Consider the following 14,655-nt stretch of genomic DNA (forward strand, 5'->3'; position numbering starts at 1 on the left):
CGCGATGAGGAATTCCGCGTTCCTGTTCATGGGGGCCGCCCTCCTGATCGTTCAGTCGAACCTGTTCCGGCTGATCGGCAAGCTGAACATCCCGGGCTCCACGCCGAGCCTGCTCCTGCCGCTCGTCGTGTTCATGGGGGTGCACGAGTACTCGATCGCGCGCGGCGCCGCGCTCGCGTTCTTGCTCGGGTACCTGCTCGATCTCTTCGCCGGCGCGCCGGTCGGCCTGTTCACCTTCATCACCGTCGCGACCTTCGTCGTGTCGCGGGCGGCCGGCGTCCGGCTCGCCGCGCAGACGCTGCTCACCAAGATCGCGCTGGCCTTCGTCTTCGGCCTCGTCGAGGGGGTGCTCATCGTGATCCTCACCGCCATCTTCGGGGGCGACGCGGCGCGCCCGCGCGCGCTCGCCCTGCTCGTCGCCCCGCACGCGGTGTCGACGGCGATCTTCGCGCCGTTCGTCTTCCGGCTGGCCGAGCGCGTGCACCAGGCGACGATCAACGTCCCGCGGCCGGGGGAGAGCCCGCGGTGAGCCTGCTCGTCCAGCGCTCCGACGTGAGCGAGTTCCGCCGGCGCTTCCGGTGGATCGCGCTCGGCATGGTCGTCGGCTTCATGGTGCTCATCGGGCGCATGTTCTACCTCCAGATCCTCGAGGCCGACGAGAACAAGGCCGTCGCCCGGGAGAACATCGTGCGCCGGGTGACGCTCGCCACCACGCGCGGCATCATCCGGGACAAGAACGGCAAGGTGCTCGCGGCGAGCCGCCCCTCGTACAACGTGTACGTCGTCCCGCGGCGCCTCGACATGGAGACGACCTGGCCGAAGCTCGTCGAGTACCTCGGCGTCGGGATCGAGGAGCGCGCCCGGCTCGAGGCGCTCATCACCGCGATCCGCGCCGACGACGGCCCGCGCAAGAGCCAGCAGATCCTGCTGAAGGAGGACATCTCTCGCGATGCGGTGGCGACGCTGGCGACGCACGACGCCGAGCTGCCGGGCGTCGACGTGGTGCCGGTCCCGGTGCGCTACTACCCCTACGAGGAGGTCGGCTCGCACGTCCTCGGCTACATGGCCGAGGTGGACGCCGAGCGGCTCGCGGCGCTCCGGAGCGTCGGCTACATCGAGGGCGATCGCATCGGCGTCACCGGGATCGAGCGCGCGTGGGAGAGCTACCTCCGCGGCACGCGCGGCTGGGAGAAGGTGCTCGTCGACGCCAAGGGGCGGCGCCGGGCGGGCGGCGACGGGATCATCGAGGAGCCGCGGCGGGTCGACCCGATCCCCGGGCGCGACCTCCGGCTCACGCTCGACGCCGACATCCAGAAGGCGATCGACAAGGCGATGCGCGGCGAGCTCGCCGGCGGCGTTGCGGTCATCGACGTGCGCACCGGGCGGATCCTCGGGCTCTACTCGAAGCCCGGCTACAACCCGAACGCCCTCTCGGGCGGCTCGGGCAAGCAGGTCATCCGCGACGCCTTCCGGCGGCTCTACTCCGATCCGCTGAAGCCCGCGCTCGACAAGACGCTCTCCGGCGCGTACCCGCCCGGCTCGACGTTCAAGCCGTTCACCGCGCTGGCGGCGCTCGAGAAGGGGCTCATCGATCCGCGCCAGTCCACGCGCTGCCGGGGCGCCCTCACGTTCGGCAAGCGCACCTTCCGGTGCACGCACGTGCACGGCCCGGTCGCGATGCAGAAGGCGATCGCCGAGTCGTGCAACGTCTTCTTCTACCGGCTCGCGGCGGAGTACGGCGTCGGCATGGACGTCATCGCCGAGATGGGACAGCGCTACGGGCTCGGCGCGCGCACGGGGCTCGGCATCAACGCCGAGGCGGGCGGCAGGATGCCGACCCGGGCGTGGATGACGCTCCGGAACAAGGGCCAGTTCCGCCTCGGCTTCGGCCTGAACGCGGCGATCGGCCAGGGCGCGACGACGGTCACCGTGCTCCAGCTCGCGCTCGCGTACGCCGCGCTCGCGAACGGGGGCACGCTCTACCAGCCGCAGATCGTGCGGGCCGTCGAGACGAGCGCCGGCACGGTCGTGCAGGAGTTCACGCCGCGCGTCCGCCGCCAGATCGACATCCGCCCGGAGAACCTCACCCTCGTGCACAAGGCGATGGTCGCCGGCGTGAACGAGGAGGGCGGCACCGCCTTCAAGGCGCGCGTCGCCGGCGTCGAGATGGCGGGCAAGACGGGGACCGCGCAGGTCTCGCACCGGCTCACCCGCGGCGTCGAGGCCGAGCGGGTCTGGTACTTCAACCGTGAGCACGCCTGGTTCGCCGGCTATGCGCCGGCGCGCGCGCCCGAGGTGGCCGTCGTCGTGCTGGTCGAGCACGGCGGCGCCGGCGGCAAGCACGCGGCGCCGGTCGCCTTCGAGGTCGTGCGCGCGTACCAGGAGCTCGCGAAGGAGCGGCGCGGCGGCCCGAACGAGGGGCCCCGCGCGGGCAAGAGCAGCGCGGGCCGCGCGCCCGCCGCGTCGGGGCGCACGCCATGATCCGGGGCGACTCTCTCTCTCGCGATCGCGACCACTTCGACTGGCCGCTCTTCATCGCCGCGGTGTCGATCGCGGTGCTCGGCGTCGTCAACCTCTACAGCGCGACGAGCGTCTACTCGGGATCGCGCGCGGAGCTCTACATCAGCCAGGTCTACTGGCTGTTCATGGGCGGCATCATCGGCGGCGTGCTGATCGCGATCGACTACCGGCACCTCGAGCGCCTCGGGTACGTGCTCTACACGTTCGGCGTCTTCTCGCTCGCGCTCGTCTTCGTGCTCGCGCGCGACGTGCGCGGCTCCGCGCGGTGGATCGAGTTCGGCGCCTTCCGCTTCCAGCCCAGCGAGTTCATGAAGGTGTTCCTGGTCATCGCGCTGGCGAAGTACCTGCACGACGACCCGCGCAACGAGGGCCGCACCCTGCGCGACCTGGCGATCCCGGCCGCGCTGACCGCGGTGCCCGCGCTCCTCGTGCTCAAGCAGCCCGACCTCGGGACGGCGCTCATCCTCGTCTTCGTCTTCCTGACGATCGCGGCGGTCACGCGCGTGCGCTGGCGGAGCGCGGCGCTGTTCGTCGTGTCCATCGTCATCGCGATCCCGATCGTCTGGGAGTACGTGCTGCTCGACTACCAGCGCGCCCGCGTGCTCGTGTTCCTCCACCCCGAGGAGGACCTCCTGCACCGCGGCTGGCACGCCCACCACTCGCGCGTGGCGATCGGCAACGGCGGCCTGTTCGGCAACGGGTATCTGAGGGGCACCCAGAACCAGTTCCTCTTCCTGCCGGATCAGTTCACCGACTTCCCGTTCCCGGTCTTCGCCGAGGAGTGGGGATTCGTCGGGTGCGTGGTCCTCGTGTGCCTCTACGCGTTCCTGGTCGTGTGGGGCATCCGCATCGCGTCGATGGCCAAGGACCGCTTCGGCGCGGTGCTCGGGGTCGGCTGCGCGGCGATCATCTTCTGGCACGCGGTCATCAACCTCGGCATGACGTCGGGCGTGCTGCCGGTCGTCGGTGTCACGCTGCCCCTGTTCTCCTACGGCGGATCGAGCGTCACCACGGTGATGGTCGCGATCGCGCTGCTCATGAGCGTGTCGATGCGCCGCTACTCCGGCGTCGCCTCGCTCGATCGCCTGTGAGCTCGGGGGGCGCGCCCCCCGGCCACGTCAGACCGCGCTCTCGGCGAGGCGCGCGTCGATGACGAAGGCGAACGCCTTGAGCGCGTCGCGCTCGGTGACCTCGCCGCCGGCGCGGGCCCTCCGGACCGCGGCGCGGAACCCGAGGTAGCGGCGCCCGTCGAGGCCGAGCAGCGCCGGCACGGCCGCGGGGTCGCGCGACGCCTCCCTCGCGCCCGCGAGCTCCGCGGCCCTGTCGAAGATCTCCGTGACGATCGCGTCGCAGCGCGCGACCGCCACGGCGTACCGCTCCGCGGCGATGGCCGCCTCGATCTCCGCGACCACCTCGCGCTCGGCGGTCGGCCACAGCGCCACGAACGACAGGCCCGGCTGCGCGAGGTGCCTCGTCGCCGCGGACGGGCCGTCCGCGCGCGCGGTCGCCGGCGCCTCCGCCGACGCGGCCAGCCGCCGCGCCGCGAGCCGCAGCGACGACGGTATCTCGCGGCTAGCCGGCTCCCGGACGCCGGCGCTGCGCGGCCCTCCGGCGCTGCGCTGCGCGACCCCGAGGCTCGCCAGCCCGGTCGCGCCGGGAGCGGCCTCGCCCTCGCTCGGGTCGCCGATCGTCGAGTCCGGGGGCATCGTCGACCACGGCTTGCTGGGCGGCGCGAGGCGCGAGATCACCGCGTCGAGCGGCGCCGACGGCGGCGGCGACGCGTCGCGCAGGGCCGTGACGAGCCCGCCCTCGATGGCGTCGAACCCGCCGAGCCCGCTCCCCATCGCGTCGGGCAGCCGGCTCTCGAACGCGCGCAGGACGGCGGCGCTGATCTCCTCCAGCCCCTCGTACAGGCCGAGCCCCGTCTTCGCCGAGGTGGCCAGCGAGAACACGCGGAACGGGTTCAGCATCGCGTCGAGGTCGTCCAGCGGGAGGAGATCGGGCAGATCCCGCTTGTTGTGCTGGAAGATGAGCGGGACCTGCCGCAGCTCTCGCCCCTGCTCGGCGAGGTTGTCGCGCAGGTTTTCCAGGCTTTCCATGTTTGCGTCGGCCCGGACGGCCTGCGAGTCGCTCACGAAGACGATGCCGTCGGCGCCCGTGAGCACCAGCTTGCGGGTCGCGTTGAAGTAGACCTGCCCCGGCACCGTGAAGAGCTGGAGCCGCACGTTCATCCCGCGGAGCTGGGGGAGCCGGACCGGCAGGAAGTCGAAGTAGAGCGTCCGGTCGACCGGCGTCGCGAGGGACACGAGCTTGCCGCGGTACTCCGGCTTCGCCGTGGCGTGCAGGTATTCCAGCGTGGTCGTCTTGCCGCCCAGACCGGGCCCGTAATAGACGATCTTGAATACGAGCTCGCGCGACAGTGGGTTCACCGACGCCATGGGCGGCGGCGACGATACACGAAAAGGGGATCGAGGGCGCCGGAGCGTGCGCGCGCGCACGCCGGAGCGCGGCGCCCCCCGGGGCCGCGTGGCCCGCGCTCCAGGCGGCCGCGCGCCGCGTGTCGTCAGCGGAGGCCGACGAGCGGCTCGAACTTGTCCTTCTGTCCCATCTGGAGCATCAGCGCGACAGTGCCCCGCGCCGCCTGGAAGTAGTCGAGCCGCAGCCGGTGCGTCCCCTCGGCGAGCTGCGTCTCGCCGTCCTCGGTCTTCGCCGTGTGGATGCCGTCGTTCGCGACCACGCGCTTGTCGTCCACGTAGAGGATCGCGCCGTCGTCCGAGGTGAGCCGGAACTGGTACACGCCCTCCTTCGGCACCTGGAACTCGCCCTCGAACCGGAGGGCGAACCACTCGTTCTGCACGAGCGCGCCCGGGAAGCCGCCGGAGAACGCCTGCGATTTCACCTCGAACTTGTCCGTGAAGAGCATCGCGAACGGCACGAGCCCGTCGAAGCTCGGGACCTTCTTCGTGTTCTCGGGGATCACGTACGCGAGCCCCCGGAAGGCGCCGCCCTCCCCGTTGCCGAAGGCGTTCGGGGCGGTGATGCGCGGCGCGTTGCTCGCGGGCAGGCGCCACTTCGGCTGCTTGCGGCGCGCCGGCTCCGGGTCGGGCTTCGCCGGCTTGCGCCCCCGGGAGGCCGTCTTGGCGGGGGGCGGCGGGGGCGGCGGCGAGGCCTCCGTCGGCCGCTCGCCGCTCTGGATGGTGACATGGCAGCCGCCGAGGAGCGACGCGGCGAGCACGCACGAGGCGATGCGCGATGAGGTTCGGACCATGACGTCTCCTGGGAGGGAACGGACGGACGGGCCCGCCCCCCACGTGAATGCGAGGATGCCGCTTAGACGTTCGGGCAGGGCGCGGCAATCAGCGTCGCGCCACGCCCCGAGCCCGCCCGCGCGCGCGACCCGGCCGACCGGGTCTCAGGGCTGCTCGAGGCGCTGCTCGATCCCGGGGGGATCCAGCTCCGAGAGCCCCTCGAGCGACTCGGTGGCGCGCCAGATCGGCGAGCGCTGGGCGAGGGCGAGCGCGGCGACGCAGGCGAGCACGCCGGCGAGCGCGCCGGCGTTCACCACACCCTCGTACCGGCGCCGCCCCGCGCCCGCGTAGATCGCCCCGAGCAGCGCGCCGCTGATCAGCCCGCCGATGTGCGCGGCGTTGTTGATGCGGATGCCGGTGTTCGACGCGTTCACGACGAAGCCGAAGAGGACGATGTAGAAGACGGCCTGGAGCGCCAGGTCCTTCCAGCGCGGGTCGCGGCGGCGGACGAGCCAGCCGAGCAGCAGGCCCATCACGCCGAACACAGCGCCGCTCGCGCCCGCGGTGCACACGACCTCGGGCTGAACGAGGATGTTCCAGCCGGCGCTGGCGGCGAAGCCGAACAGGCCCGTGATGACGTAGGTGATCGCGAACCGCGCCGAGCCGACGGCGGGCTCGGCGGCGCGGGCGAGCATGCCGAGCGTCATCATGTTCATGGCGAAGTGGAGGACGCCCATGTGGACGAAGACCGCGGAGAGCAGGCGGTACGGCTCGAACGAGGCGCCGGGCAAGATCAGGAGCGCGCCGAAGCGGAGGTAGTTCGACGCGTCCCACCCCGAGAGCAGGCCGAGGCCGCGGGCGTGCGCGGCCATCATCTGCCCGACGAACACGAACGCGGTGACCCCGACGAGCATCTTGGTCGCGAGCAGGCTCCGCCCGTCGAGGCGCCCTCGCGCCGGCGCCGCGTGGACCGCGGGCGCGAGCAGCGGCGCGCCGCAGCGGATGCACCGGTCGAAATCTCTGCCATTGAGGGCGCTGCAGCGCGCGCAGTGCAGCGAGCGCCCCCGCTCGCCAGGCGGTCCCGCCGTCACAGGGCGAGCCCGACCCGCCGCCCAGCCCCGGGGCGTGCGCGCAGCGTGAATCGTGTATCGACGGTCACCAGGGCTCCTTTCACGGCGGACGCACGGCCGCCCGGGCCGGCACACTGTGGCGGCTCCTGGCCGTAAGGTCCACGGGTTTGGCCCGTTGTCGAGGTGTGAATGCGGCAGCCCTCCCGCGCCCGGTCCTCGCCGCCGCCGAGGTGCGCCCTCGCGGCGGCGCGCGGCCGCACCTCGGCGGCGCTCCCACGCTCCTGGGCCGCCGGGCGCGCTGTCCCGCCGCGGGCGCGAGGCGGTCACCGGTGCGATCCTCGCGACGTCCGGGTATCGTCGCGGCCGTGACCGCCGTGGCAGCAGCGAGGCCGGATCTGGAGGCGGAGCGCCTCCAGTGCGAGCGCGCCGCGCAGGGCGATCGCGCCGCGCTCGGCCTGCTCCTCCGCCGGTACGGGCCCGCGCTGTACCGCTCGGTGCTGCTCCCCCGCCTCGGCTCCGACGCGGCCGCGCAGGACGCCCTGGCCGAGACGTACGCGCGCGTCGTCGAGCGCTTCTCCCAGTTTCAGTGGCAGAGCTGCGGCATCTACCCCTGGCTCCGCGTGATCGCGCTGCGCATCGCGCTCGACATGCTCCGCGCGCGCCGCCGCGAGGCGCTCTTCGAGCCCGACGATCTGCAGCGCGAGATCGACGCCGCGGAGACCGATCTCACCGCCCGCGGCGAGGTCGAGCTCTGCGAGAAGCGCGATCTCGCCGACGCGCGGGCGCGCGTCGAGGACGCGCTCGGGCGCCTCAACCCGCGCTACGCGGAGGCGATCCGGCTCCGGGTGCTCGAGGAGCGCTCTCGCGACGAGGTGGCGCTCGCGCTCGGGGTCAGCGTGGCGACGTTCGATGTCGTCCTGCACCGCGCCATGACCGCGCTGAAGAAGGCGCTCGCCGCGGGGGTTGCCGCGTCGCGCGCGGAGCCCAAGGAAGGGTCGCGATGAAGCCGCGGCTGCCCTCGGATCCCCGCGCGCCGACGGCTGGAGACGAGGCGCTGGAGCGCCGCGCCGGGGCGGATCACGGCCGGCGCCTGGCGCTCGTCGCGGCGCCGGAGGAGGAGCCGCTCGCGCCCGCGGGAGCCGCCGAGCTGCGCGCGGCGCGCGCGCTCGCCGACGCGCTCGATCGCGGCGAGGTCCCGCTCGCGGACGCGCTCCGCGCGGCGGCCCGGCCTGTCGGGCTCGACAGGGCGGACCACGAGGCGCTGCTCGCGCGCGCGCTCGGCGACGAGGACGCGCCGCCGACAAGGGCCGAGCGGCGCGCCGCCGAGCGCCTGCGGGAGGCGCTCGAGCCGAGGGCCGAGGGCGAGCCTGAGCGCGGCGCCGGAGGCGAGGGGACTCGCGGCCCGAGCGACGCGCGCGACGAGCTCGCGGAGCTCGCCGTCGCGCTCCGGGCCGCGTGGCGTCCGGCGCAGCTCCCGGAGCTCCGGGGTCGCGCGCTCGTCGAGGGCGCCCTCCGCGCCGCGCCCGCGCCGCGCGCCAGGCGCATCGCGCCGGTCACGATGGCGGCGCTGTCGACCCTCGCCGCGGTCGCGGCGGCCGCGGCGCTGCTCTTCGGCGAGATCCGGCAAGAGCGCGCCCCCGTCGCGCACGCTCCCGGCGCGCGCGCGCCCGCCGCTGAGGCCGCGGCGGCTGCCGCGCCGCTGTCCCGGCTGATCGAGGCGCGCTCGACCGCCGCGCTCTTCGATCCGGCCGCGCCGTTCCCCAGGGAGGGCGGCCACACGGCGCGGATCGACCGCATCGCCGCCGCGCGCGCGTCCGATCTGCGCCAGAACCGCTACGCGGCGTGGGGGGTACGCTGATGCTGCGCGCTCGCCTCGCCGCCGCCTGCCTGACGTGGCTCGCGGCCGCGCACGCCGGGTGCGCGCGCGACGACGCGCAGGCGCGCGCCACCGGCGCCCGGGGCGAGTCGGCGTGCGCGTGCGCCCCGGCGCAGGTCGTCGATCCGACGCTGCTCGCCTTTCTCTCCAGGGCGCGCGCGGCGCACCACACAGCCGACGTGACGCTCGGCGCCGGGGATCGCGCCGCGGCGATCCGCGCCCTCGAGGGGATCATCGCCGCGCCGAGGCCGCCGGGCGCGCCGCCGGAGGTCGCCGAGGTGATCGCGGACACCTACGCCCGCCTGGCGGAGATCCGGGGCGAGGCCGGCGAGTTCGACGCCGCGGCGCGCGACGTCGAGGCGGGCCTCGCGCTGGCGCCCGCGCCGTCCCACTTCCAGGGCCACCTCTACGAGGTGGCGGGCGTGGTCGAGGAGCGCCGCGCGAAGGCGCTGGACGAGCGGGGTGAGCGCGAGGCGGCCGCGCAGGTCCGCAAGCGCGCGGTCGAGCTGCTGGAGCGCGCGATCTCGATCCAGGACCAGGTTATCACCGAGGCCCTGAAGAGCGCCCCCGAAAACCCGCGCTGAAGCGCGCGCCCGACGAAGCGCGCGGCCGCCGTGGTCTGCAATTGCGACGCGCGCGCGTTCCTCGCTAGACTCGGCGAGAGGGGCCGCTGCCCGAGCCGATGACGTTCCGTGTTCCAAGGCTTAAGCCCGGGTACGACCTCAAGTCGCTCCCGCTGAAACCCGCGGAGGCGTTCCTCCTCTCCCGGATCGACGGCGTCCTGACCGATCGGGATCTGTCGTTGGTCACGGGCATGTCGCACGGCGACACCGTGGAGACGCTGCGACGCCTGCGCGATCTCGGCGCGATCACGCTGGACGGCGACGTCGCCGGGCAGCCTCCGCCGCGGGGCGCCTCCGACGCCGGGCGGCGCGGGGGCGCGGCGGATCCGGAGAGGGCGATGTCCTCCGCGGGCGAGCCGGTCCCGCCGCTCGGTCGGGATGCGCTCCATCAGGTGGAGTCCCCGCCGCTCTACGATCCTGCCGAGCTCGACGAGCCGGTCGAGCTCACCCCCGAGCGAAAGCGGCGGATCCTCGACCTCTACTACCGGCTCGAGGACCTCAGCTACTACGCGCTGCTCGGCGTCTCGGACCAGGCGGACAAGAAGCAGATCAAGAGCGCCTATTACCTGCTCGCGCCGGAGTTCCACCCCGACACCTACTTCCGCAAGCAGCTCGGCTCGTACAAGCAGAAGATCGAGGCCATCTTCACGCGCATCACGCTCGCGCACGACACGCTGACGTCGAAGCAGCGGCGCGCCGAGTACGACGGGTACCTCGAGCAGACCCACAAGAACCGGGCGATGGCGGCGCTCATCGAGCAGACGCCGCGCGACATCGCCACGATCACCACCGCCGTCGACGCCTCGGTGCGCGCCGCCTTCGCCGATCCGCGCGACGTGGCCGCGTCTCCCGGGCGCTACTCCTCCGACCGCGCGCCCACGGAGCAGGCCGCTGCGCGCCCGTCCGCCGCGGAGCAGGCCGCGCCCGCGGCGTCCGCCCGGGCGGCGACGCCCGCGCCGCCGTCGCACGAGGCGAGCTCGCCGGACGGCGGCGGCGCGCCGGCGCGGGCCGCGCCGGCGAGCGCGCCGGTCGCGCCCGCGCCGAGCGCGAAGGATCGACGGGAGACGTTCGCGCGCAAGCTCACCGGGGGCCTGCGGCGCGCGCCGGCGGGCGCGCCCTCCGCGGCGACCGCCGCGACGTCGGTCGCGGCGTCTCCTGCGGCGCCTGTCGCGACGACCGTCGTCGTGACCACGCCGAGGGCCCCGGCCGGCTTCCGCTCGCCCGAGTCGATGCGGGCGGTCGAGTCGCTCAAGGCGCGGTACGACGCCGCGCGCGGCGAGGCGCTCCGCAACCAGATCGCCCGGCACGCCGAGGCGGCCCGGGTCGCGCTCGAGCGGAACGACTACGCGGCCGCGGCCAACGCGTACCGGATCGCCGCGTCGCTCGCGCCGGACGACGTCGCGCTCCAGAAGGCTTCGGCCGACGCGCAGCGCCTCGCGGCGGCGACGCTGGCGGACGGCTACCTCAAGCAGGCCCACTACGAGGCGCAGAATGGGCGCTGGTTCGACGCGGCGCTGAGCTACGCGAAGGTGTGCAACGGTCGCCCCGACGACGCCGGCGCGCACGAGCGGGTCGCCTATGCGACGCTGCAGACCGGCGAGAACACGCGGCGCGCGGTGGAGTTCGCGCGGCGTGCGGTCGAGCTCGTGCCCTCGTCGGTGGAGTACCGGCTGACGCTGGCGCTGGCGTACTCGGCCGCCGCGCTCGCGAAGAGCGCGAACGGCGAGTTCGACCGCGCCGCCGAGCTGGCGGGCAACGACCCCAGGCTGCGCGGCCTCGTCGCGCAAGCGCGCGAGCAGGCGAAGCGATACGGGAAGCAAGTCTAGTGCCGTAGCCGCGGATCCCGCCGGCGCTTCGGCTTCCCGGCGGCTGAATTTCGCGAGGGACGAAGCCCTGTTTCCTTCAGGCGTCGACAGGTGCGCGCGCGTGCGCGTCGTGGCCGCTCGTCGCGTGATGGCTCCGCCGCGCCGACCCGGGGTGGGCGGGGAGGCGCCGACTTCCGCGGGGGCCACGCACGATTGACCCGCTCGGCTCCGCGAAACGTTCTAGCATCGTGACCTCGGCGGCCGTTCGGGCCGAAGATCACAAGAGGAGCAGCGGCATCGATGGAGCGTGTCATCGGCATTGACCTTGGCACCACGAACTCGTGTGTTGCCATCGTCGAGGAGGGCGTCCCGACCGTCATCCCGAATCGCGGTGGGTACAAGACGACGCCGTCCATGGTCGCGATCACCGAGGCCGGCAAGCGGCTCTGCGGGCACATCGCGAAGCGGCAGGCGATCACCAACGCCGAGAACACGGTCTACGCCGCCAAGCGGCTGATCGGCCGCAAGTGGTCGTCCCCGCAGGTGAAGAACGCGATCCTGACCGCCTCGTACAAGATCGTCGAGGGGCCGCACGGGGACGTCCGCATCCAGCTTCGCGACAAGACGTACTCGGTCCCCGAGATCAGCGCGATGGTCCTCCAGGAGATGAAGCTGTTCGCCGAGGACTACCTCAACGAGCCGATCTCGAAGGCGGTGATCACCGTCCCCGCCTACTTCAACGACAACCAGCGGCAGGCGACGAAGGACGCGGGCCAGATCGCGGGGCTCGACGTCATCCGCATCGTCAACGAGCCGACGGCGGCGGCGCTCGCGTACGGGTTCGGCAAGAACGTCGAGAAGACGATCGCCGTGTTCGACCTCGGCGGCGGCACGTTCGACATCTCGGTGCTCGAGATCGGCGCGGGCGGGGTCTTCAAGGTCATCGCCACCGCGGGCGACACGTTCCTCGGCGGCGAGGATTTCGACGCGCGCGTCATCGACTGGCTGGTGCAGGGCTTCAAGGAGCAGCACGACGTCGACCTGCGGCAGGACAGGATGGCGCTCCAGCGGCTCAAGGACGCGGCCGAGAAGGCGAAGTGCGAGCTCTCCAGCGTGCTCGAGACCGAGATCAACCTGCCCTTCATCATCTCGAGCGCGCGGAACGAGGCGCTGCACCTCCAGCGCACGCTCTCGCGGGCCGAGCTCGAGGGGCTGTGCGAGGACCTGGTCGAGCGGTGCATCGAGATCTGCAGCCAGACCCTCGAGGACGCGCGGCTCGAGCGCGACGAGATCGAGGACGTGGTGCTCGTCGGCGGCATGACCCGCATGCCGCGGGTGCAGGAGGCCGTGCGCGACTTCTTCGAGCGCGAGCCGTGCAAGGGGGTGCACCCCGACGAGGTGGTCGCGCTCGGCGCGGCGGTGCAGGGGGCCGCGCTCGTGGACGAGACGAAGCAGATGATCCTGCTCGACGTCACGCCGCACGCGCTCGGCATCATGACGTTCGGGTCCAACTTCGAGGAGCTCATCCCGCAGAACACGACCGTGCCCACGGCCCGATCGAAGATCTTCACGACGAGCCGCGACAACCAGACCGCGGTCAAGATCCTGGTCATGCAGGGCGAGCACACGAAGGCGACCGACAACGAGCTGCTCGGCGAGTTCATCCTCACCGGCCTGCGCCGCGCCCCGAAGGGCCAGGTCGAGATCGAGGTGACGTTCGAGATCAACAGCGACGGCATCGTCTCCGTGAGCGCGAAGGATCTGGAGACGGGCCAGCAGCAGTCGATCCAGGTCACCGCCTCGAGCGGCCTCACGAAGGAGGAGGTCGGCGAGATGATGGAGGCGGCGAAGGAGTACCTCGTCGATCGCCGCGCGAGCGACCAGTTCGAGGGCGTCCGGCAGGAGGCCGAGAAGCTCATCGCCGAGATCGAGCGCATGTTCCCGCAGGTCGAGCAGATCGTGGCGTCGAGCGATTTCGGCCGCGACGCCATCGGCAAGGCGCGCGGGATCGTCGACCGCTCGCGTCAGGCCATCGGCCGGCGCGACGCGGCCGCGGTCAAGGAGCAGATGGAGGCGCTCTCGCGCACCCACCGGATGTTCAAGGGTGTCGTAGCCCGGCCGCAGGGGTGAACCGTGGCCGCGATGAGGGAAGACAATGCGGTCGGTGCCGCCTGACTCCAAGACCCTGGATGCCTCCTGGGGGCACGACGAGGTGGACGAGCTCGAGGACACCCAGCCGGTCGCCTCCAAGGAGATCCTCGCGCACGCCGCACGCGCGCGCGAGGAGCAGGGGTCACCCCGCATGGAGACCCCGGCGTCCGGCGTTCCCGTGAAGCCGGACGCCGAGGGGAAGATCACCCTTCCGCCGCCGATCCCGGTCAGCGAATACGTGGCAAAGATGATGACCCGTCGCTCTCACTCGAGCTCCGAGATCACCGCCCAGCGTCCGCGCCCGCCGGAGGTCCCGGCGGAGGGGTACCCGCCGCCGCCCGCCCGCAGGACGATCCCCTGGGAGCCGCCGCCTGGCAGCGCCTTCTCGGGCAAGCACGGCGCGCCGTCCCGGGAGGGCGCGCAGCTCGGCCTGGAGTGCGACGAGCCTGGGGTGCCGTCGCGTCCCGGCGGGCGGTTGGGGTTCGGGTCGCTCGACGTCGAGCGCGAGCTCGGGCCGGACCTCGACGACGATCTCCTGCGCGAGCCGGGCGAGCCGTACCCGCACGGCTTCGGCGAGATCGACGTCTTTGGAGGCCCCCCGGTCGACTCGCGGGACGTCCGCATCCCCTCGATCGCGAGGGGCCGCGCGCCCGGTCCGGACGACGGCGGGCCGCTGGGCATCGATTTCCGCCTCGACCTCGGGCTCGGCTTCGAGGATCCGGGCCTTCCCCTGGACGAGCAGCCGATCACGCCGCCGCCCGGCACGCTCCGTTACGGCTTGATCGTGGAGGACGACGAGCCCGCCTTCCGCGGCGGGACGGGCGCGCTCGCCGGATCCACCTCGTACCAGGTCTCGGGCGACGTGCAGGGCGGCGCGCGCGTGCCGCGCCCGCTCGAGACCGAGCGCTCCCCTGCGTCCGTCACGAAGGGTGACCGGGGGGTTCATTCCCGCGTGACCGCGCCCCAGCTCAGCATTCCGGGGCCGCGGGAGCAGATGCAGCACCGGTTCGATCAGGGCGACTTCGGCGGCGCGCTCGTGCTCGCGGAGGGCCTGCTCGAGGAGAACCCGAAGGACTGGGTGGCGCGGCAGTACGCCGATAGCTGCGTCGAGATGCTGCGGCAGATGTACCAGTCGCGCCTCGGCGACGGCTCGCGCGTGCTCCGCCTCGCGGTGCCGCCGGACCAGCTCCGCTCGTTGAACCTCGATCACCGCGCGGGCTTCCTGCTGTCGTGCATCGATGGGTACAGCTCGATCGACGAGATCCTCGACGTGTCGGGCATGCAGACGCTCGAGGCCCTCCGGATCCTGTACGAGCTCGTGCAGGAGGGGATCGTCTGCAGCGCCTAGCCGCCGGGACGGCC

At 73.0% G+C, this 14,655-nt stretch carries 12 protein-coding genes; 9 read left to right on the forward strand and 3 right to left on the reverse strand.

The genetic code is table 11. The features are described 5' to 3' along the window. Positions 1–4 precede the first annotated feature (4 nt). The 3 genes from WME96_RS11885 to rodA are packed head-to-tail and all read left to right on the forward strand — an operon-like array spanning position 5 to position 3,611. Positions 5–529 (forward strand): hypothetical protein, encoded by a 525-nt coding sequence (locus WME96_RS11885; protein WP_061608177.1) that lies wholly within the window; start codon positions 5–7, stop codon positions 527–529. Continuing rightward, positions 526–2,481: a penicillin-binding protein 2 gene (gene mrdA / locus WME96_RS11890; RefSeq protein WP_433935566.1), complete on the forward strand. Its 1,956-nt coding sequence runs from the start codon at positions 526–528 to the stop codon at positions 2,479–2,481. The genes WME96_RS11885 and mrdA overlap by 4 nt, the downstream gene beginning before the upstream one ends. Next, positions 2,478–3,611, forward strand: a complete 1,134-nt coding sequence (gene rodA / locus WME96_RS11895; RefSeq protein WP_437290266.1) for a rod shape-determining protein RodA — start codon at positions 2,478–2,480, stop codon at positions 3,609–3,611. The genes mrdA and rodA overlap by 4 nt, the downstream gene beginning before the upstream one ends. A gap of 27 nt (positions 3,612–3,638) precedes the next feature. Here rodA and WME96_RS11900 read toward each other — a convergent pair whose 3' ends face one another. The 3 genes from WME96_RS11900 to WME96_RS11910 form a co-directional block, all read right to left on the reverse strand. Beyond that, complete coding sequence (locus WME96_RS11900) at positions 3,639–4,958, reverse strand: GTP-binding protein (protein ID WP_437290267.1); 1,320 nt, start codon at positions 4,956–4,958, stop codon at positions 3,639–3,641. 125 nt (positions 4,959–5,083) lie between these two features. After that, positions 5,084–5,788: a PA14 domain-containing protein gene (locus WME96_RS11905; protein WP_437290268.1), complete on the reverse strand. Its 705-nt coding sequence runs from the start codon at positions 5,786–5,788 to the stop codon at positions 5,084–5,086. Positions 5,789–5,932: 144 nt separating this feature from the next. Beyond that, entirely contained in the window at positions 5,933–6,859 is a 927-nt protein-coding gene (locus tag WME96_RS11910) for a rhomboid family intramembrane serine protease (protein WP_437290269.1), read from the reverse strand. A gap of 344 nt (positions 6,860–7,203) precedes the next feature. Between WME96_RS11910 and WME96_RS11915 the strand changes: the two genes are divergently transcribed. The 6 genes from WME96_RS11915 to WME96_RS11940 all read left to right on the forward strand — a co-directional run bounded on the left by WME96_RS11915 (position 7,204) and on the right by WME96_RS11940 (position 14,641). Beyond that, positions 7,204–7,842: an RNA polymerase sigma factor gene (locus WME96_RS11915; protein WP_433935571.1), complete on the forward strand. Its 639-nt coding sequence runs from the start codon at positions 7,204–7,206 to the stop codon at positions 7,840–7,842. Continuing rightward, positions 7,839–8,696 (forward strand): hypothetical protein, encoded by an 858-nt coding sequence (locus WME96_RS11920; RefSeq protein WP_437290270.1) that lies wholly within the window; start codon positions 7,839–7,841, stop codon positions 8,694–8,696. The genes WME96_RS11915 and WME96_RS11920 overlap by 4 nt, the downstream gene beginning before the upstream one ends. Continuing rightward, positions 8,696–9,298, forward strand: a complete 603-nt coding sequence (locus WME96_RS11925; protein ID WP_437290271.1) for a hypothetical protein — start codon at positions 8,696–8,698, stop codon at positions 9,296–9,298. The genes WME96_RS11920 and WME96_RS11925 overlap by 1 nt, the downstream gene beginning before the upstream one ends. A gap of 98 nt (positions 9,299–9,396) precedes the next feature. Continuing rightward, positions 9,397–11,163 (forward strand): DnaJ domain-containing protein, encoded by a 1,767-nt coding sequence (locus WME96_RS11930; protein ID WP_437290272.1) that lies wholly within the window; start codon positions 9,397–9,399, stop codon positions 11,161–11,163. 279 nt (positions 11,164–11,442) lie between these two features. Beyond that, entirely contained in the window at positions 11,443–13,272 is a 1,830-nt protein-coding gene (gene dnaK / locus WME96_RS11935) for a molecular chaperone DnaK (protein ID WP_061619411.1), read from the forward strand. A 34-nt stretch (positions 13,273–13,306) separates the two neighbouring features. Beyond that, on the forward strand, positions 13,307–14,641 hold the full coding sequence (locus WME96_RS11940; RefSeq protein ID WP_437290273.1) for a hypothetical protein: 1,335 nt from the start codon (positions 13,307–13,309) through the stop codon (positions 14,639–14,641). Positions 14,642–14,655 lie beyond the last annotated feature (14 nt).

Origin of the sequence: Sorangium sp. So ce406, assembly GCF_051474675.1 — a bacterium.
Taxonomy (GTDB): Bacteria; Myxococcota_A; Polyangia; order Polyangiales; family Polyangiaceae; genus Sorangium; species Sorangium cellulosum_G.

Excerpts from the sequence above, each read along its gene's own strand:
- dnaK (WP_061619411.1), top strand. The coding sequence starts at position 11,443 with ATGGAGCGTGTCATCGGCATTGACCTTGGCACCACGAACTCGTGTGTT.
- WME96_RS11885 (WP_061608177.1), top strand. The coding sequence starts at position 5 with ATGAGGAATTCCGCGTTCCTGTTCATGGGGGCCGCCCTCCTGATCGTT.
- WME96_RS11925 (WP_437290271.1), top strand. The coding sequence starts at position 8,696 with ATGCTGCGCGCTCGCCTCGCCGCCGCCTGCCTGACGTGGCTCGCGGCC.
- WME96_RS11930 (WP_437290272.1), top strand. The coding sequence starts at position 9,397 with ATGACGTTCCGTGTTCCAAGGCTTAAGCCCGGGTACGACCTCAAGTCG.
- WME96_RS11905 (WP_437290268.1), bottom strand. The coding sequence starts at position 5,788 with ATGGTCCGAACCTCATCGCGCATCGCCTCGTGCGTGCTCGCCGCGTCG.
- rodA (WP_437290266.1), top strand. The coding sequence starts at position 2,478 with ATGATCCGGGGCGACTCTCTCTCTCGCGATCGCGACCACTTCGACTGG.
- WME96_RS11900 (WP_437290267.1), bottom strand. The coding sequence starts at position 4,958 with ATGGCGTCGGTGAACCCACTGTCGCGCGAGCTCGTATTCAAGATCGTC.
- WME96_RS11920 (WP_437290270.1), top strand. The coding sequence starts at position 7,839 with ATGAAGCCGCGGCTGCCCTCGGATCCCCGCGCGCCGACGGCTGGAGAC.